This is a genomic window from Cellulomonas composti (genome assembly GCF_007990245.1).
In the GTDB taxonomy this organism is placed as follows: Bacteria; Actinomycetota; Actinomycetes; order Actinomycetales; family Cellulomonadaceae; genus Cellulomonas; species Cellulomonas composti.
In genome coordinates, this window is record NZ_BJWG01000008.1 from 160,468 (window position 1) to 184,176 (window position 23,709).

A 23,709-nucleotide genomic window follows, 5' to 3' on the forward strand; every position below is an offset into this window, starting at 1 on the left:
CCCCAGCGACTGTTCGGTCACCGAGGGTTCCAACGTGTACTGCCTGGCGGAGACGGTGGGATTTGAACCCACGGAAGGCTTACGCCTTCACGACCTTAGCAGGGTCGCGCACTAGACCTGGCTATGCGACGTCTCCAGGTGCGCACAGGGTACCTGGCCGTGTCGTCGGGCAGCAAAGCGCGTCCGTCAGCGCTCCAGACCCCACGACTTGTCGGTCACCATGCGGGCGACGGCGAGCCCGATCGTGAGGCAGACGACGACGAGCGTGGCCTGCACGCCGTACGCCAGCGCCTGCACCGTGTTGCCGTCCGACAGGTAGAAGATCGCCCGGTACGCGGTCACGCCGGGGACCATGATGACGACGGCGGGCACGGAGATCGTCACGCGTGGCACGTCCAGCTTGGGGGCTCCCCACCCCGCCAGGAGTCCGACGAGCAAGGCCGCGACGGCCGCGGCGGCCTGCGTGACCATGCCCTGGTCGACGAGCTCGAGGCGGATGACGTTCGCGAACATCCCGACGGTCGCGGCGCCGATCGCCATCACCCAGGGGCCGTTGAACATCAGCGCGAACCCGAGCACGCCCAGGAAGCTCGCGACGAAGCGCAGCGCGAGCAGCAGCGCGGCGTCGATGTCCGGCGGTGGCGGCGGGTCCGGGGCGAGGCCGACGACGCTCGAGACGCCCCAGACCGCGAGAGCGGCGGACATGAGGATGACCATCGCGTAGGTGAGCCGGGAGACACCGGCGGAGAAGTCGAGCCGGGCGAGGTCGAGCGCGCCCGCGACCAGGGGGAAGCCGGGAATGAGGAACAGCACCGCGGAGACGTAGCCCGCCTCGTGGCGGGTGGTGAGCATGCCGAGCTCGTGCAGCGCGGTGACGAGCCCCAGGTAGGAGAAGCAGGCCACCGTGGCCGCGATCATCGCGACGCCGAACTGGTTGTAGCCGCGGTGCATGAGGTTGCGCCGCACGAGCTGGCCCAGGCCGGCGGCGATGAACACGCCGCCCACCTCGACCGGGCCGCCGTTGTTGAGGAACGCGAACGCGGCACACGCGATCGCCGACCACAGCGCGTTGAGCAGGGCCGGGTACAGCGGGGGCTTGGCGGCGATCGCGTTGACCTCGTCGAGCACCTCGTCGACCGAGACCGGGGCACGGCGCTCGTCGCGACGCCGCTCGAAGCGGGTGACCATCCGCTCGAGCTCTGCGAGCCGGTCGGCGTTCACGCCCACCGACCGGACCTCGGCGACCTCGGTGCGGAACGAACGGCCGCGGTGGGACGTGGCCGTGATCTCGGTGAGGGTCACGTGCGCCTCGTGCCGGTCGACACCCATCGCCCGGGCGGTGCGCGCCATCGACGCCTTCACGCGGTAGGAGCCCGTGCCCGCGGACAGGCTCAGCTTGCCGACCTGAAGAGCGGCGCCGGAGCGCCGGATCAGGTCGAGCTCGTCATCGTCGGGGGAGGCCACGGGACCATCTTGACCTGCCCGGGGGCAGAAGGGTGGGCCCAGGGGCCTGCGCGGTGTGCGGCGTGCGCCACTGCGCGATTTCGCCGTGAGGCGAAAGCCGTTGACGACGCGGGCTCGCGCGGGCTGTGCTGTGCACGGCGGATCGAGGTCAGCGGTCCGTATCTGGGGCATGTCGGTGCGTCTCGTTACCGTCCGGCTGTCTCGTCCGGCGACGACGCCATCCCGTGATCCCCCGGCCCTGGAGTGCTCTGTGTCCGAATCCGTCCTGCCCGTCACGTCCGACGAGCCCGTCGCGCTCCCGGCGCCGGCGGCCGTCGAACCCCCCGACCCGCGCCGCTGGGCCATCCTCGGCGTCATCGCCGTGACCCAGCTGATGCTGGTCCTGGACTCCTCGATCATGACGATCGCGCTGCCGTCCGCGGCCGAGGACCTCAACATCGCGGACAACGACCGCGCGTGGGTCATCACGGCGTACACGCTCGCGTTCGGCGGTCTGCTGCTGCTCGGCGGCCGGGTCGCCGACTACCTGGGCCGCAAGCGCGCGATGCTCATCGGCCTGCTCGGCTTCGCGGCCGCCTCCGCCCTCGGCGGCGTCGCGGCCAACGCCGGGATGCTGTTCGGCGCCCGGGCGCTGCAGGGTGTGTTCGGGGCGCTCATGGCCCCCGCCGCGCTCGCGCTCATCACCGTGACGTTCACCGAGCCGCACGAGCGCGCGAAGGCGTTCGGCGTCTTCGGCGCGATCGCGGGCGGTGGCGCCGCGATCGGGCTCATCGCGGGCGGCGTGCTCACCGAGTACCTCGACTGGCGCTGGTGCCTGCTGGTGAACCTGCCGATCGCGCTCATCACGGCCGCCTTCGGCGTCCGGATCCTGCGCGAGTCCAGGGCCCACGGCAACACGCGGTTCGACATCCCGGGCGCCGTGCTCTCGGTGATCGGGCTCGTCTCGCTCGTGTACGCGTTCACCGAGACCGCCAAGCTCACCGTCGACGATCAGGGCCACACGACGACCGTCGGATGGACCGACCCGGTCGTGGTCGCGCTGCTGGTGGTCGCAGTGCTCTCGCTCGTGGCGTTCGTCGTCGTCGAGACGCGCGTGCCCAACCCGCTGCTGCCGATGCGCTTGATCCTCGACCGCAACCGCGGCGGGTCCTACCTCGTGTTCCTGCTGGTCGGCGCGGGCCTGTTCGCGATGTTCATGTTCATGGGCTTCTACTTCCAGCAGGTCCTGCACTACGAACCCCTCAAGGCCGGCTTCGCGTTCCTGCCGTTCAGCGTCACGCTCATCCTCATGGCGGGCGTGGTCGCGCGGCTGCTGCCGGTCACCGGCCCGCGGCCGCTCATGATCGTCGGCCTGTCGCTCGCGGCCGTCGGCATGCTCATGCTGACGCGGACCACGCCCACGTCGTCGTACTGGACCGTGGTCCTGCCGGCGCTCGTCGTGCTCAGCCTCGGCATGTGCATGGTGTTCATCCCCGCGTCCTCGACCGCGCTGATCGGCGTGGGCGGCCACGACGCAGGCATCGCGAGCGCGGTGCTCAACACCGCGCAGCAGGTCGGCGGGTCGCTCGGTGTCGCGCTGCTCAGCACGTTCGCGATCACGGCGACGACGAACAAGCTGACCGACCTGGTCGCGGGCGGCGCCGACGCTGCGGATGCGGCGACGCAAGCCACCGCGCAGGTTGCCGGCTACCACGTCGCCTACCTGGCGGGCGCGGGCCTGCTCGTGCTCGCGCTCGTCGCGACGATCGCGCTGATCCAGGCGCGACGATCCGACCTGCCGACCGAGGGCGCCGCCGCGATCGCTTGACGCGACGACCGCGTCCCGGCCCGCCGGCGGGGCTCAGCGCTCCTGCTGGTGGGCCGGGACGCCCTGCGCCGCGAGTCGGGCGGTCTCCTCGACGCGTGCGGCCCGGGTCGCCGGCCGTCGCGCGTCGAGCAGCCAGCGCAGCACCTGCCGGCGCGCCGACTCGGTGAAGGCGTCCCACCGTTCGCGGGCACCCGGGAGCGCCGCGAGCGCCGCCGCCAGGTCGTCGGGCACGACGAGCGCCTCGACGTCGTCGAGATAGGTCCACGCGCCCGAGGCCTTCGCCGCCTCCACCGCGGCCCAGCCGGGCGGCGCCATCCGCCCGGCCGCCTCGACGCGGGCCAGCCGCTCCTTGTTGGTCCTCGACCACGGGCTGCTCGGCTTGCGCGGCGTGAACCACAGGCCGGAGCGCTCGTCGTCGAACGTGCGCGCCAGCGAGTCCACCCAGCCGAACGCGATGCCCTCCTCGATCGCCTCCTCGTAGCTGAGGCGTGGCCGACCGGTCGCGGGCTTCCAGAACACGAGCCAGACGCCCGTCGCGGTCGCGTGGTGCTCGGCGAGCCACTGCCGCCAGGGCTCCCGCGTCTCGGCGTGCACGCGGGGTGCGTCGGGGTCGCGCGGGCCGGTCGTCATGCCACCTCGAAGCGCACGAGCCGCCGCGCGACGTCGACCTCCGCGAGGCGCACGTCGACCTCCTCGCCGAGCGGGAGCCCGGCGCCGCCGACCCGCGCGCGCACCACGGGCTCGCGAAGCTGGACGACCCCGGTCGCGCCGTCGTCGCGCACGTCCACGACCGCGCCGCGGAAGACCTCTCCCTGCCGCCCGGCCAGCACCGCCGCCTCGACGAGGTCGAGGCAGCCGCGCTCGTACGCCGACGCCCGCCGGTCCCCCTCGGCCATCCGGGCCGGCAGGTCCGGCAGCGCCGCGCGGACCCAGTCCGCCGGGTCGCTCCCGGCGCTGACCGCCACGCAGACCTCCTCGGCGAACCGGTCGACGAGGCGGCGCAGCGGCGCCGTGACGTGCGCGTACGGTGCCGCGATCGCGCCGTGGCCCGGATGCTCGGGCGGCGCGCCGTCGAAAGCCGCGTACGCGGCGCCGCGCAGCAGCGTCGTCGCCTCGGTGAGCACCGCCGCGTGCGCGGGCCGGGCCGCGTCCAGGCCGCGCAGCACATCACCGACGTCGGTGCCCACGGGCCAGTCGACGCCCAGCGCGAGCGCGGCGCGCCGGAGCCGGGCGACGTCGCGGTCGTCGGCCGCGGGCAGCGTGCGCAGGATCCCCACGCGCGCGTCCAGCATGAGGCGAGCGGCGCTGATGCCGGTGAGCAGCGAGATCTGCGCGTTCCACTCCTCCACAGGCAGTGTCGATCGGCTCGCGAGCACCCACGCGCCGTCGCGCCGCTCGACGACCTGCTCGGGCGTCGGCAGGGTGATGCCGCCCCGCTCGCGCTCCGCCGCTTGGCGCAGGAGCCCGACCGTGCGCAGCAGCCCGAGCGGGCCGTCGGGCTCACCGCCGTCGCGGGAGCCGTCGACGAGGCCCTGCGCCTGCTCGTAGGACAGCCGCCGGTCGCTGCGCACCATCGCCCGCCCGACGTGCACCGCCTGTGGCATCCCGTCCCCGTCGAGGTCGATCTGCCACAGCAGTGCGGGCGCGTCCTGCCCCGGCAGCAGGCTCGCCGCACCCTCGCTGAGCCGCGGCGGGTGCAGCGGCGTGCGCCGGTCCGGCGCGTACAGCGTGGTCACGCGCCGCCGCGCCTCGTCGTCGATCGCCCGACCCGGCACGACCCACGCGGCGACGTCCGCGATCGCGTAGTGCACTCGGAACCCGTCACCGCGGCGCTCGAGGTGCAGCGCCTGGTCGAGATCGCGCGAGCCCTCCGGGTCGATCGTCAGCAGCGGCAGGTCGCGCGCGTCCCGACGATCGTCGCCGGCATGCGGGTCGGCCTCGGCGACCCGGCGCGCCTCGTCGCTGACCGGCGGCGGGAACTCGTCGGGGATGGCGAGCTCGGCGCGCAGCGCGGCCAGCCCGTCGCGGACGGCGGTGTCGACGGCACGGTCGTCGGACCGGAGCCGTACCTGGCGTCGTGGCACCGCCCGAGCCTATGGCGACGGGCCGGGCCCGGCGCCCGGTGACCTGGCGGGTCAGCCGATCGGCGGCGCGGGCGGACCCGGTTCGGCCGGCGGTGAGGGCGGCGTCGGCGGGGCAAGCGGGCCTGCGCCAGCGGCAGGGGATGCCGGCTGCGGGGCGAACGGCCCGGCGCCGGGCACGGGCGGTGCCGGCGGCGCGCCGGGCGTGAACGTCGGCGCGCCGGGCGTGAACTTCGGCGCGCCGGGCGTCAGGTACCCGGGGTGCGCGCCCTCGACGGGCGCCGCGAACGCGTTCTCGTCGTCCGCCTCCGCCCGGCGGGCACGGCGTCGCGACAGCAGGATCACCGTGATCACGACGACGAGCACGACGACGCCGATCGCGACGGCGAGCCAGATCCACTTCAGGAGGGGCGACGCCGGGCTGTCCTTCGCCGTCGCCTGCATCGTGATCGCCTCGGAGCCGTCGCCGGTCCAGGTGACCGTCGTGCCGCTGATCTCGCCGTTCGCGGACGTCACGGGCCCGGGGAAGGTGAAGGCGATCCGGATGTCCCCGCCGCTCAGCTGCGGCGTCTCCTCGTCCTCGGAGGCTCCGCCGAGGTCGAGCGTGCCGTCGACCGTGAAGGTCCCGTCCTCGTGCGTGACCGTCATGTCCTCGTCGCCGAACTCGGACAACGGCTGGTCGACGAACGTGTAGGTGCGGCCCACGAACGTGTCGTCCTGGTACGGCTCCACGGAGGTCGCGTCGTCGCCGAGCGAGTCCTCGGTGCTGTCGAGGAACTCGTCGACGGTCTGGCCCGTCATCTCGAGCACGCTCTTCTCGATCGCGAACACGATCGTGCCGTCGACGGTGTCGTCGGCCGCGAACGTCAGGCTCATGTCGAGCTTCACGCATCCCGCGAGGGAGAGCAGCACGGCGACGGCCAGCCCGACGAGCGCGAGGGGACGGGTGACGGAGCGGGCGCGTGAGGGCGTCATGGCGGTCATCATGGCGGGCGCGGGCGGCCCGCGTCCGGCGTTGTGCACATCCGAACGGGTGACGCTCGCCCCACGTGCGGGTGGATTGAGCGCACGCTGCGGGTGGATTCCCGCCGAACCGGCCACAAGACAGCACAATTCCGGCAGGGTGACAGCCGTGAACGCTGCTCCCGCTCGCGATCCCGGACGCTGCACGGTCTGCGACCAGATGGTCGAGATCGGCGCGCGCTCACTGCCCTGGGCGGGCGGCCCCGCCCACGAGGCGTGTGCGGTCTACGCACGCAACACCACCGCCGGCTACCGCACGCACGCCGCCTCCCACCAGCGCAGCGCCTGAGGCCTCGCGCTCGATCGAGGTCGGACAGCGGCCCGGGTGGTCAGCTCGACCTCGACGACGGTGACGGGCGCGCCGCCTCGGTTCCTGACCCACACCACACTGAGAGCGCGTGTGGTGAGCACTCCGGGTTCTACGCAGTCGAGCGGCGCCGAGCTGCGGGTCGTCCTCTCGGTTGCGGTCGTTCAGTCGTCCGAGCCCGGCGGCGTCCAGTCGGCGTCGCACGGCGCGCCGGCTTCGCTCGTCTGCATCCACAGCCTGGTCCGGACGTGGGACTCGCGACCGTCGACCCGGTAGGTCACCCGCACGCCGTCGGCGCGCGCGGCGTGGACTCCGGACCGCAGCCCGATGCCGACGACGACGAACACGGTGCCGCCGGGCTCGACCGTCATGACCGGGTCGTCCGGCATGACGAACGGCTGCCCGTTCGACGGGGTGTCCGCCTCGGGCACGAGGTACGCCCCGACGAGCTCGATGCCGTCGGTCGGGTCGATGAGCGTCACGTCCGTCACCTCGGCGACCGACGTGCCCTCGTTGCGAAGCGTGCTCAGGCCGATCAGCACGGGTCCGGTCGCGGCCTGCTGTGCGCAGTACCCGGAGCCCGTCGCATCGTCGTTGACGAGCCCGCCGCCGGTCGCACAGCCCGCCAGCGCGAGCAGACCAAGGGCGACGACCCACGCGCGGGACCGAACACTCCATCGAGCGCGCATCACACGTCTCCCGCCTGCCCAGGTCATCGGCCTACAGCGTCCAGGCGGCGGTTGTCGTGACGACCGTCGCGTCCGGGCCCATGCGGCATCGTACGGATGCTCGACTGACGCCGACGATCCTCGGCAAGTGTCGAGTATTCTCGACGACTGTCGAGTATCGTCACCGCTGGATAGCTACGCGACAGGTCGGTCAGGACCGGTTGTAGCACTCTGAACTGCATGTTTACCGTTCGGCGGAGGGCAAGGGATTCGAACCCTTGAGGACGGGGTTGTCCCGCCCTAACGGTTTTCAAGACCGTCGCTTTCGGCCGCTCAGCCAGCCCTCCTGGTCGGGCCGGGCCCGACGAGCGCGACGAGTCTCCCACACCGCAGACGGCCGCAGGTCAGCGGGACGAGGCGGGGACCTCGCCGCGTGCGATGGCGTCGACGAAGTGCGCGTGGTCGACCTCGACCCGGTCCGCGTAGTCCGTCGCGAACTGCGCGAACGCCTCGTCGGCGCGGCTCGAGGTGCCGAGGTACGCGGCGATCGCGAGCCGGTCGCCGGAGCGGGCGTGCGCGCGAGCCAGGGTCCACGCGCACAGGCGCGCGTAGGCGCCTAGTCCCGCGGGACGCAGCTGTTCCACCTCGACGGAGCCCTTCCAGTCGCGCAGCTGGCGCACGTAGAAGTCGCGCAGGATGCCGTCGATGCCCTGGGTGGTCTGCCAGCCGAGCAACACGTCGCTCGCGGCCTGCATGAGCCGCTGGCCCTCCACGACGCGGCGGCCGTGGTGCTCGTACTCGCTCGCGCCGAGGTACGGCTCGAGCACGGACGCCTGGGCCTCCTTGGCCTGCAGCACGACGAGGTCGCCCGGGTTGGCGCCCTGCAGCAGGATGATCCAGGCGCGCGTGCCGACGCTGCCGACCCCGACGACCTTGCGCGCCAGGTCGACGACCTCGTACTCGGTCGCGAGCCGGCGGCGGTCGGGCGGCAGGCTGTCGCGCCACAGATCGACGAGGCCGGCGAGACCCGCCTCGAACCGCTCCGCATCGACGCCGAAGACCTGCTCGTCGATCGGGACGACGAGCGGCGGGTCGGACCGGAACCGCCGGCGACCGTCCGCGCGGACCTCCGTGAGGCGGTCGACGGCCTGCAGGTGGTCGCGCCGGCGCGCCTTGGCCGCGACGTCGCGGACGTTCCGGGCGGCGCTGTGGCCGAGCGCGGCCGCGGCCGCCTGCTCGGCACCCTTCGCGTCGAGCCGCGCGTACCAGACGTCGATCGCGCGCGCCCGCGCGAAGTGCTGCATCGTCATGCGGTACTCCCGGCCCGTGCCCAGGCATGCCCGCCGCCGCTCGTCGCGGGTCGCGCCGATGCTGCGTCCCGCGAGCTCGACACTCGCGACGAGGCGCTTGACGTCCCACTCGAACGGGCCGGGGAGCGTCTCGTCGAAGTCGTTGAGGTCGAACAGCAGCCGACGCTCGGGCGAGCCGAACAACCCGAAGTTGCTCAGGTGGGCGTCACCGCACAGCTGCACGACGAGACCGCTGTGCGACCCGTCGGCGAGGTCTGCGGCCATGACCCCGGCCGTGCCGCGGTAGAACGCGAAGGCGGACTCGGACATCCGGTGATGCCGCAGCGGGATCAGCTCGGGGAGCCGGCCGCTCGCCTGCGCAAGCACCGAGGTGGTGGCGTCGACCCCGTCGGCACGCGGCGCGAGCACCGCGATCGCGGTCCGCGGGTAGTCCTGTCGTGCGGCACGTCCGGCTGCGACGCGCACCTCGGTGGTCTCCACGCGGTCACCGTAGAACGCGAACCCGCCGACGAGCCTCAGCCACGCACCCACGGCGTCGTGTCGCGCTCCCACCATCGCTCCGGCCTGCCCGGCGAGAGCACGACGAGACCGTGGAGCGCCGCGACCCGGGCGAGATGCACCTCGTACGTCGCGACGGTCGTGACGTCACGGTGTGCGAGCGCGGTCCCGAGATGCAGCGCGGTGAAGGGCGGAAGGACGCTCGCGACGTCGGTGGCCCGCAGGATCGCCTGGTCCGAGAACCGGACCAGCTCGAGGCGCTCGCCGACCGACTGCGCGACGTCGCGAGCGGTGCGGTCACGCCACCGGGCAGTGCCTCGCAGCTCCGTGAGGCTCAGCGGTGACACGACGAGGTCGGCCTCGTGCTCGTCGGCCCAGGCACGCCACTGATCGCCGCCGGGAGCCCCGGCGAGATACCGGGACAACGCCGAACCGTCCGCGTACACACGCGGACGATCGACAGCCGGACGGGTCACCCCACCATCCTCCCGGACACCTCGCGTCCGTGGGCGTCGACGGGCGTCGGCGGACGGGTGCACGAAGGCCGACCCCGGGAGCACCGGGATCGGCCTTCGTGACGAGCTGCCTCAGCGGCTGCGCAGACGCTCCATCGCGAGCTGCACGAGCGAGATGAGGGCCTGCTTGGTCGCGGCGCGCGAGCGGGCGTCCGTGTAGAGCACCGGCACGTGCGGCGGGATCGCCAGCGCCTCGCGGACGTCCTCGAGCGCGTGCTTGGCCACGCCGTCGAAGCAGTTGACGCCCACGACGAACGGGATGCCCCGGCTCTCGAAGTAGTCGACCGCGGGGAAGCACTGGTCGAGACGGTCGGTGTCCACCAGCACGACGGCGCCGATGGCGCCGCGGACCAGGTCGTCCCACATGAACAGGAAGCGGTCCTGGCCAGGCGTGCCGAACAGGTACAGCCACAGCGAACCCGGCAGCGCGATGCGGCCGAAGTCCATGGCGACCGTGGTGGTGGTCTTGCGGTCCGAGACGCCGCCGGCGTCGTCGACGCCGATGGAGTGCTCGGTCATCGCGGCCTCGGTGTTGAGGGGCTCGATGTCCGAGATGGACCCGATGAAGGTCGTCTTGCCGACGGCGAAGCCGCCCGCGACGACGATCTTGACGACGGTAGGGGCAACAGACGCGGCGGTTCCGGCCGGAGCGGCCACCGCGGCGTCAGAGGGCGGAAATGCCATTGAGAACACTCTCCAGCACGCTCAGGGACAGGGCGGGGGACTCACCGGTGTTGACCTCGACCGGCTGTGAGGTGTGCACGCGCACGAGTTGCTGGTCGGACATGTCCGAGACCAGGATCCGGACGACGCCGATCGGCAGGTGAAGCAGGGCCGACAGCTCGGCGACCGAGATGTATGTGTGCGCGGCGTGCTGAAGGATCGACCGCCGTTCGGGCGGCAGACCCTGGCGCGACACGGCGTCCGGCAGCGCTTCGACCAGAGCCTCGAGAGGCAGGTCGGAGCGCGCCGAGCGCACGCGGCCACCGGTCACGGCGTAGGGCCGGACCGTCCTGGCCTCGTACTCGATGTGCTCGCTCAAGAGATGACTCCTCAGACGGCGGGGGTACGGGTGGCACCGTCGACGGGGAGCTGACCGCGCATCTCGGAGATGAGCTGCGGCGTCAACGTCGCCTCGGTGCGGGACACGAGCATGGCCATCTCGTATCCGATGAGGCCGACATCGCAGCTCGAGTCGGCGACCACGGCGAGGACGGAGCCGTTCGAGACGGTCATGAGGAAGAGGAACAGTGAGTCCATCTCGATGATCGCCTGACGCACCTCCCCCGCACGAAGCTGCCGCGACGCGCCGCGGGTCAGGCTCGACATGCCGGAAACGATCGCAGCAAGCTGGTCGCCACTGGTGCGGTCCAGCTGTTCCGACATCGCCATGAGAAGACCGTCGGCCGACACCACGAGCGTGTGGCGAGTGCCGGGCACGGTCCGGACAAAGTTGTCCAGGAGCCAGCCGAAGTTGGCTGCCTCGGTGCTGAGCGCGGTCACACTTCCTCCTTGCAGGTGCAGTCGAGGACTGCGGGTTCGGACGTCCCCACTTCGGGGGCGATCGTGGGGATCACGAGGGGTTCGACGGGTCGGCCGGGTCGCCGGCGGCCTGACGGCCACGCGACGTTCCGGACTGGAAGCTCGACAGTCGCGAGCGGAGCTCGTTCGCGTCGCGCTGGACCGGTGCGGCAGACGAGTCCGGCTCAGGTTCGGGCGCGGGCATCGCAGTCGGGACACGCTTCGTCAGGTTCCCGCCCGCACGGTTCGCGGCCGGCCGGTACGACGAGAGCTGGCTCAGCTCGGAGAGTGCCTGCTCCTGGATGTCGGAGCGCATCGCCAGCATGGCCGCGACCGAGTCGTCGAGCGTCCCGATACGGGGGGCGACCGACGGCGGGACCGCGGGGTTCGGGACGTCGACCGTGGGGTGCGCGCCGGAGGCGGGTCGAGCCCACTCCGGTGCGTTCCAGCCAGTCGCGACGGGGGCAGCGGGCGCCGCAGCAGCGGGCTCCGGTGCGTTCCAGGAGGGGGCCGTCCAGCTCGGCTCCGCCACGGCGGGCTCGGTCGACTGCGCCCACGCGGACGTGCGCACGATCTCCGGGCTCGGGGCGGGCGCCGGCACGGACTGCTCCGTCATCGGCGTGTAGGCGGAGGCCGGCACGGGTGCCGCGTCGGACTTCTTGCGACCGAACAGGCCGAACCGCTTGCGCTTGGGCTCGTCGACCGGGGCCTCGGGCTCCGGCGCGCGGCTCAGGCCGGTCGCTCCGAAACCGAGCGAAGGCGTGGACTCCCAGGCGGGCTGCGCCACGGGGGCCTGGACGAGCGGCTGCTCGACGACGGGCTGCTCGGCGACAGGCGCGTACTCGGCAACCGGCGCGTACTCGGCGTCAGGCGCGTACTCGGCGACCGGGGCGGGCTCGCCCGCGGCCTCGGCGGCCTCGACCGGCGAGAAGAGCTGCGTCTGCTCGGCCTCGGTCTCGGCCAGCGACGGCCACGCCGGGGCACCCCACGAGGGCGAGGTCTCGGCCCAGACCGGGCCCGACTCCTCCTCGAGCGCGGGGATGACCGGCTCGTCGACCTGGTCGGCGAAGGTCTCCTCGAGCGCGGGCGTCTCGACGACGGGCTCCGCGAAGTCCACCGGCGCCTCGACGTGCTGCTCGACGACCGGCTCGACGACCTGCTCCGCGACCGGCTCGGCCTCGAGCGCCCAGGAGGGCGTCTCCCAGGTCGGCGGCTGCCAGCCGGCGTCCACAGGCTCCGGCTCAGCCACGGCGACGGGCTCGGGCTCGACGACCGGGGCGGACTCGACGACCGGGGCGGACTCGACCGGCTGTGCGACGACGGCCTGAGCCCCCGTGTGCCACGCGCGGGCCTCGTCGAGGCTGCGCTCGAAGTCGAACGACGCGGTCGGGTTCACCGCGGCCGGGGCGACCCAGCCGGAGTAGCCGCTGTACGCGGTGTAGGCGACCGGCGCCGGTTCGACGACGGCTGCCTGCGCCGCGACGGGCTCCCACGGCGCGACGGCCTCGGGCTCCTCGACGACCGGTGCAGCTGCCTCGAAGGCGGCGGGCTCGTACGCGGCGGGCTCGTACGCAGCGGGCTCAACCTCGGTGGGCTCGTACGCGGCGGGCTCGTACGCAGCGGGCTCAACCTCGGCGGGCTCGTACGCAACGGGCTCGGCCTCGGCGGGCTCGTACGCGGCGGGCTCGTACGCGGCGGGCTCGACCGCGGCCCCGTAGGCGGCCTGCTCGAACGCAGCAGACTCGTCCGTCGCCTGCTCGAACGCGGCGTGCTCGTCAGCGACGGGCTCGAACGCAGCGGGCTCGTACGCGGCAGGCTCGAACGCTGCGGGCTCGTACGCGGCGGGCTCGAACGCAGCGGGCTCGAAGGCGGCCGACTCGAGCGGCGTCGACTCGAGCGGCGTCGGCTCGTACGCCGACGGCTCGTACGCCGACGCGGCGGCGGACTCGGTCGCGGCCTCGAAGGCGGCGGCCTCGAACGGCGTGGGCTCGTAGGAGCTCGGCTGGACGGGCGTCCCGTCGTTCGCCGGGTCGGCCGAGCGACGGCGGAAGCCACCGAACACACCGGCAGCAGCGGCACCCGCCGCGGCTGCGGCGCCGAACGACGGCGTCTCGTCCTCGGTCTCGGCAACCGGGGCGACCTCGTCGGCGACCGGCTCGGGCGCGAGCACGGGCTCCGCGTCGAGGCTCTGCTCCGCGACGAACGTGGGCTCGTCGGCCGGGGCCTCGAACGCGACCGGCTCGTACTCGCCGTTCTCGTCGAGACCGTCGTCCGAACCGGTGGCGTCGGCGTGCGCAGGGGAGCTGGGCTCGTCGTCCTCGAGCGCCGGGACGACGAGCTCGTCCACGACGGGCTCGCCGGGCTCGGTCGGCTCGGCGGGGCCGGTCGGTGCCCACTCGTCGTCGTCGTCGGCCAGCGCCGGCACGACCATCGGGTTGTTCGGCAGACCGTCGGCACCCAGCGTCATCCACGGCGCACGCACCGGGTCGACGGCGGTCGACGCGGCCTCGTCGTCGGCGACGTTGCGTCCACGGAAGCCGGAGAACAGACCGGCGCGTGCGGCCGGCGACGCGGGGGTCGCGGGCGTCGCCGGCTCAGCCTGCGGCGCCTGCCAGGCGGAGGTCGCGGCACGCGTACGGCTGGGGAGACCTGTGTTCGTGGTGGGCTCGAGCGCGGCGGGGCTCCACTCGCCGGCGGACGTCGACAGGTCGGGCGACAGGGTCGGCGTCACCGCCTCGGGAAGGACGATCTTGTCCTCGTCGAACGTCTTGCGCGGACGGGCGGGCAGACCGTCGCCACGCTGGGGCAGGGCGCCCATCGTCGCGATCGGCACCGGGCCGGCCTCGGGCTCGCCGGCCTCGCGGCGGCGACGCGGAAGACCGTGCTCGGTCTCACCGTCGGTGAGCGCGGCCAGGTCGACGGGCGCAACCTCGGGCGCGTCGGTCGCGGCGATCGCGAGCTCCTGCTCGACGGACTGGGCCGGCGCGTAGTCGGCGGGCGAGTCGGTCGCGGCGAACAGTGCCGCGGGGAACATGACGGTCGTGTCGGTACCCGTACCGCCCTGGGCCTTGTCGAGCCGCACGGCCGCGCCGAGGCGCTGGGCGAGGCGGCCGACGACGAAGAGGCCGAGGCGCTGCGCGCCGAGCGAGTCGCTCGCGCCGGTCGCGACGATCTTGGAGTTCGCGGCCTCGAGCTCGGCGTCGGTCATGCCCAGGCCGTGGTCACGGATCCGGACGACGACGAACTGGCCGGAGACACCCGTGGTGACCGTGACCGGCGTCTCGGGCTCGGAGAACACGGTCGCGTTCTCGAGCAGCTCCGCGAGCAGGTGGGCAGCGCCCAGGGCGTTGAACCCGAGCATGTGCGGGTCGACCTGCAGGTCGAGCTCGACCCGGTCGTACTGCTCGATCTCGGAGGACGCGGTACGGATCACGTCGGACAGCGGCATGGCGTCGCGCAGGCGTCGACCGGAGTCGATGCCGGCGAGCACGAGGAGGGACTCCGCGTTTCGACGCATCCGGGTCGCGAGGTGGTCGAGGCGGAACAGGTTCGCGAGCGTGTTCGGGTCTTCCTCGGAACGCTCGAGCGAGTCGATGAACGACAGCTGGCGGTTGAGGAGCACCTGGTCGCGGCGGGCGACGTTGACGAACATCTCAGCGATCGAACCGCGGAGGGCGGCCTGCTCACGTGCGACGTTGATCGTGGTCGCGTTCATCGAGTTGAACGCCTGGGCCAGTCGGCCGACCTCGTCGCGCGAACGCACGGGGATCGGTTCGAGCTGCACGTCGGGCATCTCACCCGGCGTCGCGGCCTGCTCGACGATGCGGGGCAGCTTCTCGCGGACGTCGGAGGCCGCGGAGGTCAGGCGTCGCAGCGGGACGACGATCGACCGCGAGACGACGAGCGCGAGCAGCAGGGACAGGAGGGCGGCGAGCGTGGTCGCAGCGATCGTGATCAGGGTTCGGGTCGCGGCCTCGGACGCGTCGGCGTCGGCGAGTCGCTGCGCCTCGCCGATCGCCTGACCGGACAGGTCGACGAGCTGCGTGGTCTGGGTGTCGACCTCAGCCGCATACGCCGCCGGGTCGACCTGCTGGATCGACTCGAGCGTGCCCTCACCGAGTCGCGTACGCATCGCGATGAACGCGGACGACGGCTGGTACGGCGGCATCTCGAGCTCGACGCCACCGATGCGGGCGAGCGCGGTGCCGGCCTCGGCACGGTTCGCCTCGACGACGCGCACCTGCTCGAGGTAGGAGTCACCGATCGCGGGGCTGTAGGAGCCGCTCATCATGCTCAGGCCGAACAGGAGCTCGCTGACCAGGCTCGTCGAGGTCTCCGAGAGCTGCAGGTAGCCGTCGACCGCCGCGGCGATCTCACGGTTGCTGAACGTCTCCTCGAGCTGGGCGACCAGCTCGAGCTGGCCCTTCTCGATCGTCGTGAAGTTCGCGTCGATCACCGAGCGTGCCTGCGGGGCCTCTGCGGCCGCACGAGCGTCGGCGAGTGCGGTCTCGTAGTAGCCCTGCACGCGCTCGAACTGCTCCACGAGCGTGTCGGGGAACCGGCTGAGGTCGAGGTCCGCCGTGTAGTCACGCACCTGCTCGAGCGCCTCGTCGGTCAGCGCCTGCGCTGCCGCGATCGTCTCGGGATCGTCGGTCGTCATCGAGGTGACGTACTCGTTGTCGAGCGCCTGGCCGAGCGGCATGTACGCCTGCAGGGTCCTGGTCACCTGCTGCGTGGCCTGGGCGGCCTGCAGGTCCTGGATCGAGGTCGCGGAGATGTACACACCGGCGAACACGAGGACGAGCATGGGCACGGCCAGTACGGCCATGACCTTGGCGCGGATGCCTAGCCGTCGCAGCATGTCGATCCCTTCCCTCACCCGACAGTGGGTGTCACCACCGAACCCGACCGGCCGGGCCCGCGAGAGGACCACAGCCAGTGGTCCCCTGTTCGCCTGCTATCGGCTTCTGGACACGAGACCATTAGCCCGCCGCAGAGTTTGCCATGGACCTCACCCCCAGGGATACGACGTTTGGGTACACGTCTGTGCAAAACGGCGCGTCGAGCGCAGACTCGCGACGGACTATGGTGCGCTCGTGCGCGCCGTCGTCATCACCGGGCCGGGCGGTCCCGACGTCCTGACGGTCGCGATCATGCCCGATCCGGAGCCCGGACCGGGTGAGCTGGTGCTCGACGTGCGCGCCGCGGGTGTGAACCGCGCCGACCTCCTGCAGCGAGCCGGGCACTATCCGCCGCCGCCGGGGGCGCCGGAGTGGCCCGGCCTCGAGGTCGCGGGCGTCGTGCGCGCGGTCGGCGCCGGCGTCCACGGTTGGGCGCCGGGCATGCGCGCGGCGGCCCTGCTGGCGGGCGGCGGGTACGCCGAGCAGGTCGTCGTGCCCGCGGACCTCGCGCTCGTCGTACCTGACGACGTCGCCGACGACGAGGCGGCGGCGCTGCCGGAGGCGCTCGCGACCGCGTGGTCGAACCTGGACGAGGCCGGTGCGCGGGCGGGCGAGTCGATCCTGGTCCGCGGGGGGTCCGGCGGCATCGGGACCGTCGCGGTGCAGCTCGCTGCCGCACTCGGGCTGCGCGTGCTCGCGACCGCGGGCGGTCCGAGCCGGGTCGCGCGCGTCGCATCGCTCGGCGCCGAGGTGTTCGACCACCGCGAGGACGGACTCGCCGACCGCGTGCTCGCCGCGACCGACGGTCGCGGCGTCGACGTCATCCTGGACGTGCTGGGCGCCGGCGGACTCGAGGACAACGTCCGCATGCTCGCCACGGGCGGTCGGCTCATGGTGATCGGCCTGCAGCAGGGTCGGCGCGGCACGCTCGACCTGGGCGCGCTGATGGCTCGGCGGGGTCGCGTCGTGACGACCACGCTCCGGTCGCGCGAGCCCGACGACAAGGCGCGGATCGTCGCCGGCGTCCGCGCGCACGCGTGGCCGCTCGTCGCCGCGCATCGCGTTCGCGGCCTGGTGCATGCGCGGCTCCCGCTCTCCGAGGCGGGTGAGGCGCACCGACTCCTCGACTCCGGCGACGTCTTCGGCAAGCTGGTCCTGATCCCCTGACGCGTGCGGCGGATGCCGTCCACGCGTTCGCGGCGCTCGTCGCAGTCACACTCGTCGGACCCTCGCTCGTCGCAGTCACGCTCGTCGGACCCGCGCTCGTCGCCGTCACGCTCGTCGGACCCGTGCTCGTCGGACACAATGCGGGAGTGACAACCGAGCACGAGCCGCAGGGCTCCTCCCCGTCCGCGAGCGACGACGCGCACCCCCGGGTCGTCGTGATCCCCACGGGCGCTCCCGAGCCCTCGTCCGACGACGCGCCCCCGCCCGAGGAGGACGTCGTCGGGATGGTCGCGCAGCCCGCGAAGGTGATGCGGATCGGGACGATGATCAAGCAGCTGCTCGACGAGGTGCGCTCGGCACCGCTCGACGAGGCCGCGCGCGTGCGGCTCGCCGAGATCCACGAACGCTCGCTCACCGAGCTCGAGGAGGGCCTCTCGCCCGAGCTCGTCGAGGAGCTGCACCGCATCACGCTGCCGTTCGTCGCCGACGAGGCGCCGTCCGACGCCGAGCTGCGGATCGCGCAGGCCCAGCTCGTGGGGTGGCTGGAGGGGCTGTTCCACGGCATCCAGACGGCGCTCGTCGCGCAGCAGATGATGTCGCAGGCGCAGCTCTCCCAGACGCGGCGGGCGCTGCCGCCGGGATCGGCACCCGGGATGCGGCTGACGTCCGTCCCGCCGGGCTCCGCCGAGGCCGGCGGGACGACGGAGGGCACGGGGCAGTACCTCTAGCGCGACCACTTGCGCGACCTCGAGCGCGACCCCTCGCACGACGCCGCGCGCACGGACCTCGCTCAGGCGGGGGGTGGGGCTTCCTCGGGTGCGTCGGCGACGCGGGCGGTCAGGGCGATCGCGCCGGACACCAGGACGAGGCCGACGACCTCGAGGCCGTGCGGAACCTGCTGCAGCATCACGGCGCCGACGACGGCGGCGGTCGCGGGCAGGAGTGCGAGCAGCACCGCGAAGGTTGCGGGCCGCACCCGGCGCAGCACGACCTGTTCGACGCCGTACGGGACCACCGACGAGCACACCGCGATGACGAGGATCGCGAGCGCGAGCTGCCAGTCGTGCAGCACGGGCGCGGCGCCGGCGGCGAAGAAGGGGGCGAACGCGAGCCCGCCGACGCTCATGGCGACGGTCAGACCGGTCAGGCCACCGGTGGTCGCCGTGGCCACCCGGCGGCCGAGCAGGATGTACGCGGCCCAGCAGGCCGCGGCGACGGCGATCGCGACGAGGCCGCGCACGGCGTCAGGACCGGCGTCGAGGCTCACACCCGCGAGCAGGACCACGCCGAGCGCGGCGATCGCGATCGCGACGCGCTCCCGCCAACCGCGGCCCGTGACCGCGGCGACCGCGACCGGGCCGGCGAACTCGAGCGCCACCGCCGTACCGAGCGGCAGGGCGTCGATCGCGACGTAGAAGGAGAGGTTCATCATCGCGAGCACGACGCCGAACACCGCCGCCGTGCGCAGCGCCGGCCAGGTCCACCACGACCGGGTCCGCCAGGGGCGACGCCACGCGACGAGCACGAGCGCCGCGACGGCGACGCGCAGCCACGCGACGGTCGTCGGAGCGAGCCGGCCGAACAGGTCGACCGCGACGGCCGCACCGACGTACTGCGTCAGGCCCGAGAGCACGAACAGCAGGGGTGCCGGCACCCGCCCAGGCTAGGGGGCGCCGGTCCGACCCGCCGTCAGCCCTTGACCGAACCCGCCAGCAGACCGCGGACGAAGTACCTCTGCAGGGCGAGGAACACGATCACCGGGACGACCATCGCGACGAACGCACCCGCGGACAGCAGGTGCCACTGGTCGTCGCGGGTGCCCGCGAGCTCGGCGAGACGCACGGTCAGCGGTGCGACGTTCTTGCTCCCGCCCGCGAACGTGAGCGCGACGAGCAGGTCGTTCCACACCCACAGGAACTGGAAGATCGCGAAGGACGCGATCGCCGGGACGAGCAGGGGCAGCATGACGGTGAAGAAGATCCGCACGTGACCGGCGCCGTCGACCCGAGCCGCCTCCACGAGCGAGCGGGGCACGTCCTTCATGAAGTTGTGCAGCAGGAAGATCGCCAGGGGCAGCGCGAAGATCGTGTGCGAGAGCCACACGGTCCAGAAGGTGCCGTTGAGCCCCCACCGGACGTACTGCGTGAGCAGCGGGATCAGGGCGATCTGCAGCGGCACCACCTGCAGCGCGAACACCGCGACGAACAGGATCTCGCGGCCCTTGAACGGGATCCAGGCGAACGCGTACGCGGCGAGCAGCGCGAGGGTGATGGGGATCAGCACCGACGGGATCGTGATGACGAACGAGTTGACGAAGAAGGTGGAGAAGTTCGTCGTCGACCCGGTCAGGACCTCGTGGTAGTTCTCCGAGGTGAACGACGGCGAGCTGAACCACGTCCACCATCCGGAGGTCTGGATGTCGGCCTGCGGCCGGATCGAGGTGATCAGCAGCCCGAAGGTCGGGATGGTCCACAGGATCGCCAGCACGATCGCGATGGACGAGGCCCCCACGGACCCGAGGCCGCGCCGGGCCTTGGCAGCCCGGGCGTCGAGCCGGTCGATGGCACTGCCCTTGGGCGTGCCGTCGTCGATGGTCAGCTCGCTCGAGACGGCGCTCATCGGATCTCCTCGGCTCGGCGCATCTGGCGGACGTTGTAGACGACGATCGGGATGACGAGCACGAACAGGATCACCGCGAGCGCGGCGCCGAGACCGGTGTTCCGCTGCACGAAGCTCTGCCGGTAGAACTCGTAGGACACGACGGACGTGTTGAAGTTGCCGCCCGTCATGGTGCGGACGATGTCGAAGACCTTGAGCGTCGCCATCGCGATCGTCGTGATCACGACGACGAGTGCGGGCCGGATGCTCGGCACGGTGATGTACCGGAACATCCGCGTGCCCCCGAGCCCGTCGAGCCGTGCGGCCTCGACGATGTCGGTGGGGATCGCCCGGATCGCGGCCGCGAGGATCGTCATCGCGAACCCGGCCTGGATCCAGACCATCACGACGATGAGGAAGTACGTGTTGGCGGGCGAGTTGATGAGCCACTGCTGCGGCTCGAGACCGAACCACACGAGCATCTGGTTGAGCAGGCCGATCTGGTTCGGCTGGTTCTCCGCCGGGACGCCCTCGAGCACGGGACGGTAGGCGTAGACGAACTTCCAGATGATCGACGCACCGACCAGCGAGATCGCCATCGGCAGGAAGATCAGGGTCTTGGCGAACTTCTCGAACCGCGCGCGGTCGACGAGCACCGCGTAGAGCAGCCCGATCGCGGTGGACGCGAGCGGTACGACGACGACCCAGACCGCCGTGTTGCGCAGGACGACCTGGAACTCGTCCCGCGTGAACGCCGCGACGTAGTTGTCGAGCCCGACGAAGGCGCCGCTGCGGTCGTAGAACGACTCCTTGATCGTCTCGATCGCCGGGTACACGAGCCCGAACCCGAGCGCGAGGACGACGGGGGTCACGAAGATCACCCCCACGACCCACGGGGGCAACGATCGGATGCGATCGGTCGCGAAGAGGATCAACCCCATCACGGCCACGAACATCAGGACCGCGACCACCATCAGGACGAGCTTCTCGCCCGTGGTGTCCGCGTGCAGCAACCAGTCCACCGTCAGTCCTCCGCTTCGCTGCCGTGCCGACCAGGTGGCCGACCGCGTGGCCGGCCGGGGTACACCCGGGCGCCCCACGGAAGTTCCGCGGGGCGCCGATGCACCGCGGTGGGCCGGACGTTACCGGCCCACCGCGGTCAGGGCATCAGGGTCGTGCCGGACCTGTCAGGGCCACGACGCCTGGATGGCGTCGAGCACGTCGGCGTCGGACTTGCCTTCGGCGATCCAGGCGGTCATCTGCGTCCAGAACGACCCGGCGCCGACGGCGGCGGGCATCAGGTCGGACGCGTCGAACCGGAACTCCTGGGTCGTGTCGCCGAGGATCGTGGCGGACAGCTGGTCGATCGGCGAGACGAGGTTCTTGGGGTCGAGACCCGAGTTCGCCGACACCCAGCCGCCGTTCGGCGTCGAGACGGCCTTCGCGTTGGCCCACTCCGGGCTGGCGAGGAACGCCTGGAACGCGGCGACCTCCGGCCGGTCGGAGAACGCCGCGACGAACTCGCCGCCGCCGAGGACCGGACGCGTACCCGCGTCGAGGCCCGGGAAGTAGAAGGCGAAGACGTCGCCGTCCTCGGCCACGTTCGTCCCCGCGGGCCAGTTGGCCGCGTAGAACGAGGCCTGCCGGTGCATGTAGCACAGCGGGTCCTTGCCGTCCTCGGCGAGGATCGGCAGGCCGCCGTCCTGGAAGGTGGTCGCGGCGATCGAGCTGACGTCGCCGAGTCCGCCGTTGACGTAGTCCGGGTTGCGCAGGATCTCGCCGACCTTCTCGAGCGCGGTGGCGATCTGCGGGTCGTTGAACTTCACGTCGTTGGTGATCCACTTGTCGTAGACGTCACCGCCGGCGGTGCGCAGCACCATGTCCTCGAGCCAGTCGGTGGCCGGCCAGCCCGTCGCGTCGCCCGAGCCGATGCCCGCGCACCACGGCTTGGCGCCGTCGGCGCCGTGGTCCGCGACGATCTTGTCGGAGAGCGCGATGAGGTCGTCCCACGTCTCGGGGATGTCGTACCCGTTGGCCTCGAACTGCTTCGGCGAGTACCAGACGAACGACTTGACGTTCGCGCCGAGCGGCGCGGCGTAGAACGTGCCGTCGACCGAGCCGTACGTCTTCCACGAGGGGCTGAAGAACTCGTCGACGTTCGCCGAGGTGCCCTCGGACGCCGGGACGATGGTGTCGGGGTAGTCCTGCACGATCGTCTGCAGCAGGCCGGGCTGCGGGATGTACGCGATGTCCGGCGCGCTACCGGCCTCGAGACGGACCAGCAGCTGGGCCTCGAACTCCTTCGAGCCCTCGTAGCTGATGGTCGCGCCCGTGCACTCCTCGAACGGCTTGTACGAGTCGATGTGCGGCTGGTCCTCCGGGGAGACGATCGACGTGTAGACCGTCACCGTCTTCCCGCTCAGGTCGCCGTACTGCTCGTAGGCCGCACAGTCGGCGTCTCCGCCGTCGCCGTCGCCGGTCGCCCCGGGCTCGGGGTCGTCGTTGCCTCCGCACGCCGTCAGCACCAGGGCCAGTGCGGCACCCGTCGCTGCTGCTGCAAACACACGTCGCCTACGCACGCTCGTCATCGAGTCACTCCGCTTCGTCGGTCGGCAGACCCGGAGAGCCGCCAGGGCTCTCCGTCGGGTCCTGTGAAGGCCATGCAAGCGCTTACGGACACTGCGTGCAACGCCTTGCAGACAACAACAACGTCACAATCCGGTCACGACCGCCTCCGACGACCCGCGTCCACGCAGGTGACACGTGTCGCTCGGCTCAGCGGTCCCGAGGAGGAGCCGTCGACCCCCGCAGGACGAGCCGCACCTGTGGCGTGACCCGCTGCGGCACCTCCTCGCCCGCGATCTGCGCCAGCACGAGCCGCGCCGCCAGCACGCCCTGCGCGTGCACGTCCTGCGCGACGGTCGTCAGCGCGACGACCTCGCCGAGCTCGTGCCCGTCGACACCGATCACCGACAGGTCCTCGGGGACCCGCAGCCCGCGGTCCCGCGCCGCCGCGATGACGCCCATCGCCATCTCGTCGGAGGTCACGAACACCGAGGTCACGTCCGGGTGCCGGGTCAGCAGCTCGTGCGCCGCCGCACGGCCACCCCCGACGTCGAAGTTGCCGTAGGCCAGCGCGTCCGCCGTGAGGCCCGTGGCGCCCATCACGTCCCGCCAGGCCCGCGTACGCAGCACGCCGGCCGACCACGGGCTGACGTCGTCGGGGTGTCCCGTCACGTGCCCGATGCGACGGTGCCCCAGCCCGATGAGGTGATCGACCGCGATCCGCGAGACCTCCTGCTCGTCGACCCGGATCGTGCACCGGTCACCGGGACCGCTCCCGACGAACACCAGCGGCCGGACCAGGGCGTCGAGGTCCACGATCTCCTCGGGCTCGAGCGGCAGCCCGACCACGAGGATCCCGTCGACGCGCCCCCGCAGCACGTGGGTCTCGACGCGTCGCCGCGGCCCGCGCTCGAACACGTCGAACGTGTAGAGCAGCGCGTCGTGGTCGTGCTCGCGCAGCGTGCGCTCCGCCCCCTCGACGACGTTCGCGAAGAACCAGTGGCTCACCCACGGCAGGAGCAGCCCGATCGTGCGGGTCCGGCCCGTGGCGAGCGACCGGGCCGACGGCGTCGCGACATAGCCGAGCTCGAGGGCGGCGAGGCGAACCCGCTCCCGCGTGGCGTCGGTGACGTGCGGAAGGCCGCGCAGCGCGCGGGAGACCGTCGCGGTCGAGACGCCGGCCGCCCGAGCGACGTCCTCGATGCCGTGGCCCATACCGCGCAGTGTGGCACGGCGGGCCGTCCGCACCCGCGGCGCTCGACGAGCGCGCTACGCCCCGCCGGG

At 72.4% G+C, this 23,709-nt stretch carries 20 protein-coding genes and 2 tRNA genes; 4 read left to right on the top strand and 18 right to left on the bottom strand.

What is annotated here, in order from left to right:
* Window positions 1–44: 44 nt before the first annotated feature.
* Window positions 45–136, bottom strand: a tRNA-Ser gene (locus CCO02nite_RS10280).
* A 50-nt stretch (window positions 137–186) separates the two neighbouring features.
* Window positions 187–1,464 (bottom strand): threonine/serine exporter family protein, encoded by a 1,278-nt coding sequence (locus CCO02nite_RS10285; RefSeq protein ID WP_246117475.1) that lies wholly within the window; start codon window positions 1,462–1,464, stop codon window positions 187–189.
* A 250-nt stretch (window positions 1,465–1,714) separates the two neighbouring features.
* On the opposite strand from CCO02nite_RS10285, the gene CCO02nite_RS10290 reads away from it, so the two are divergent.
* Window positions 1,715–3,271, top strand: a complete 1,557-nt coding sequence (locus CCO02nite_RS10290; protein ID WP_246117476.1) for an MFS transporter — start codon at window positions 1,715–1,717, stop codon at window positions 3,269–3,271.
* 33 nt (window positions 3,272–3,304) lie between these two features.
* Here CCO02nite_RS10290 and CCO02nite_RS10295 read toward each other — a convergent pair whose 3' ends face one another.
* Genes CCO02nite_RS10295 through CCO02nite_RS10305 form a run of 3 tightly spaced genes read right to left on the bottom strand, consistent with a single transcriptional unit; the run spans window position 3,305 to window position 6,327 of the window.
* Window positions 3,305–3,901: a YdeI/OmpD-associated family protein gene (locus tag CCO02nite_RS10295; protein WP_146843043.1), complete on the bottom strand. Its 597-nt coding sequence runs from the start codon at window positions 3,899–3,901 to the stop codon at window positions 3,305–3,307.
* On the bottom strand, window positions 3,898–5,355 hold the full coding sequence (locus CCO02nite_RS10300) for an RNB domain-containing ribonuclease (protein ID WP_146843044.1): 1,458 nt from the start codon (window positions 5,353–5,355) through the stop codon (window positions 3,898–3,900). The genes CCO02nite_RS10295 and CCO02nite_RS10300 overlap by 4 nt, the downstream gene beginning before the upstream one ends.
* Window positions 5,356–5,406: 51 nt before the next feature.
* Window positions 5,407–6,327 carry an LppM family (lipo)protein gene (locus tag CCO02nite_RS10305; protein ID WP_146843045.1) on the bottom strand — a complete coding sequence of 307 codons (921 nt, stop codon included), beginning with the start codon at window positions 6,325–6,327 and terminating at the stop codon, window positions 5,407–5,409.
* A gap of 157 nt (window positions 6,328–6,484) precedes the next feature.
* Here CCO02nite_RS10305 and CCO02nite_RS10310 point away from each other — a divergent pair, with 157 nt between their 5' ends.
* Entirely contained in the window at window positions 6,485–6,664 is a 180-nt protein-coding gene (locus CCO02nite_RS10310) for a hypothetical protein (RefSeq protein WP_146843046.1), read from the top strand.
* Between the two features lie 182 nt (window positions 6,665–6,846).
* Here CCO02nite_RS10310 and CCO02nite_RS10315 read toward each other — a convergent pair whose 3' ends face one another.
* From CCO02nite_RS10315 to CCO02nite_RS10350, 8 genes are all read right to left on the bottom strand, one after another.
* Window positions 6,847–7,371 (bottom strand): hypothetical protein, encoded by a 525-nt coding sequence (locus tag CCO02nite_RS10315; protein WP_146843047.1) that lies wholly within the window; start codon window positions 7,369–7,371, stop codon window positions 6,847–6,849.
* Window positions 7,372–7,605: 234 nt separating this feature from the next.
* Window positions 7,606–7,697, bottom strand: a tRNA-Ser gene (locus tag CCO02nite_RS10320).
* Between the two features lie 57 nt (window positions 7,698–7,754).
* Window positions 7,755–9,140, bottom strand: coding sequence for a DUF2252 domain-containing protein (locus tag CCO02nite_RS10325; RefSeq protein ID WP_246117477.1), 1,386 nt, complete (start codon window positions 9,138–9,140; stop codon window positions 7,755–7,757).
* A 35-nt stretch (window positions 9,141–9,175) separates the two neighbouring features.
* Window positions 9,176–9,634: a PIN domain-containing protein gene (locus CCO02nite_RS10330; RefSeq protein WP_146843049.1), complete on the bottom strand. Its 459-nt coding sequence runs from the start codon at window positions 9,632–9,634 to the stop codon at window positions 9,176–9,178.
* 111 nt (window positions 9,635–9,745) lie between these two features.
* Window positions 9,746–10,357 carry a GTP-binding protein gene (locus CCO02nite_RS10335; RefSeq protein WP_146843050.1) on the bottom strand — a complete coding sequence of 204 codons (612 nt, stop codon included), beginning with the start codon at window positions 10,355–10,357 and terminating at the stop codon, window positions 9,746–9,748.
* The gene (locus CCO02nite_RS10340) at window positions 10,338–10,715 is read right to left on the bottom strand and encodes a DUF742 domain-containing protein (protein WP_146843051.1); all 378 of its coding nucleotides are present in this window, start codon (window positions 10,713–10,715) and stop codon (window positions 10,338–10,340) included. The genes CCO02nite_RS10335 and CCO02nite_RS10340 overlap by 20 nt, the downstream gene beginning before the upstream one ends.
* A gap of 11 nt (window positions 10,716–10,726) precedes the next feature.
* Window positions 10,727–11,176 carry a roadblock/LC7 domain-containing protein gene (locus tag CCO02nite_RS10345; RefSeq protein WP_146843052.1) on the bottom strand — a complete coding sequence of 150 codons (450 nt, stop codon included), beginning with the start codon at window positions 11,174–11,176 and terminating at the stop codon, window positions 10,727–10,729.
* A 70-nt stretch (window positions 11,177–11,246) separates the two neighbouring features.
* Window positions 11,247–16,055 (bottom strand): ATP-binding protein, encoded by a 4,809-nt coding sequence (locus tag CCO02nite_RS10350; protein WP_146843053.1) that lies wholly within the window; start codon window positions 16,053–16,055, stop codon window positions 11,247–11,249.
* A gap of 235 nt (window positions 16,056–16,290) precedes the next feature.
* Between CCO02nite_RS10350 and CCO02nite_RS10355 the strand changes: the two genes are divergently transcribed.
* Both CCO02nite_RS10355 and CCO02nite_RS10360 read left to right on the top strand, forming a co-directional pair.
* Window positions 16,291–17,262: an NAD(P)H-quinone oxidoreductase gene (locus CCO02nite_RS10355; protein WP_146843054.1), complete on the top strand. Its 972-nt coding sequence runs from the start codon at window positions 16,291–16,293 to the stop codon at window positions 17,260–17,262.
* Between the two features lie 146 nt (window positions 17,263–17,408).
* The gene (locus tag CCO02nite_RS10360; protein WP_146843055.1) at window positions 17,409–17,990 is read left to right on the top strand and encodes a bacterial proteasome activator family protein; all 582 of its coding nucleotides are present in this window, start codon (window positions 17,409–17,411) and stop codon (window positions 17,988–17,990) included.
* 62 nt (window positions 17,991–18,052) lie between these two features.
* Here the strand turns inward: CCO02nite_RS10360 and CCO02nite_RS10365 are convergent, their stop codons facing one another.
* The 5 genes from CCO02nite_RS10365 to CCO02nite_RS10385 all read right to left on the bottom strand — a co-directional run bounded on the left by CCO02nite_RS10365 (window position 18,053) and on the right by CCO02nite_RS10385 (window position 23,640).
* Window positions 18,053–18,916, bottom strand: a complete 864-nt coding sequence (locus CCO02nite_RS10365; protein ID WP_146843056.1) for an EamA family transporter — start codon at window positions 18,914–18,916, stop codon at window positions 18,053–18,055.
* A 35-nt stretch (window positions 18,917–18,951) separates the two neighbouring features.
* On the bottom strand, window positions 18,952–19,881 hold the full coding sequence (locus CCO02nite_RS10370) for a carbohydrate ABC transporter permease (protein ID WP_146843057.1): 930 nt from the start codon (window positions 19,879–19,881) through the stop codon (window positions 18,952–18,954).
* The gene (locus CCO02nite_RS10375; RefSeq protein ID WP_146843058.1) at window positions 19,878–20,882 is read right to left on the bottom strand and encodes a carbohydrate ABC transporter permease; all 1,005 of its coding nucleotides are present in this window, start codon (window positions 20,880–20,882) and stop codon (window positions 19,878–19,880) included. The genes CCO02nite_RS10370 and CCO02nite_RS10375 overlap by 4 nt, the downstream gene beginning before the upstream one ends.
* 165 nt (window positions 20,883–21,047) lie before the next feature.
* On the bottom strand, window positions 21,048–22,448 hold the full coding sequence (locus tag CCO02nite_RS10380; protein WP_146843059.1) for an ABC transporter substrate-binding protein: 1,401 nt from the start codon (window positions 22,446–22,448) through the stop codon (window positions 21,048–21,050).
* A 187-nt stretch (window positions 22,449–22,635) separates the two neighbouring features.
* A complete protein-coding gene (locus CCO02nite_RS10385) occupies window positions 22,636–23,640 on the bottom strand; it encodes a LacI family DNA-binding transcriptional regulator (protein WP_146843060.1) in 1,005 nt (334 codons plus the stop codon).
* Window positions 23,641–23,709: the final 69 nt, after the last annotated feature.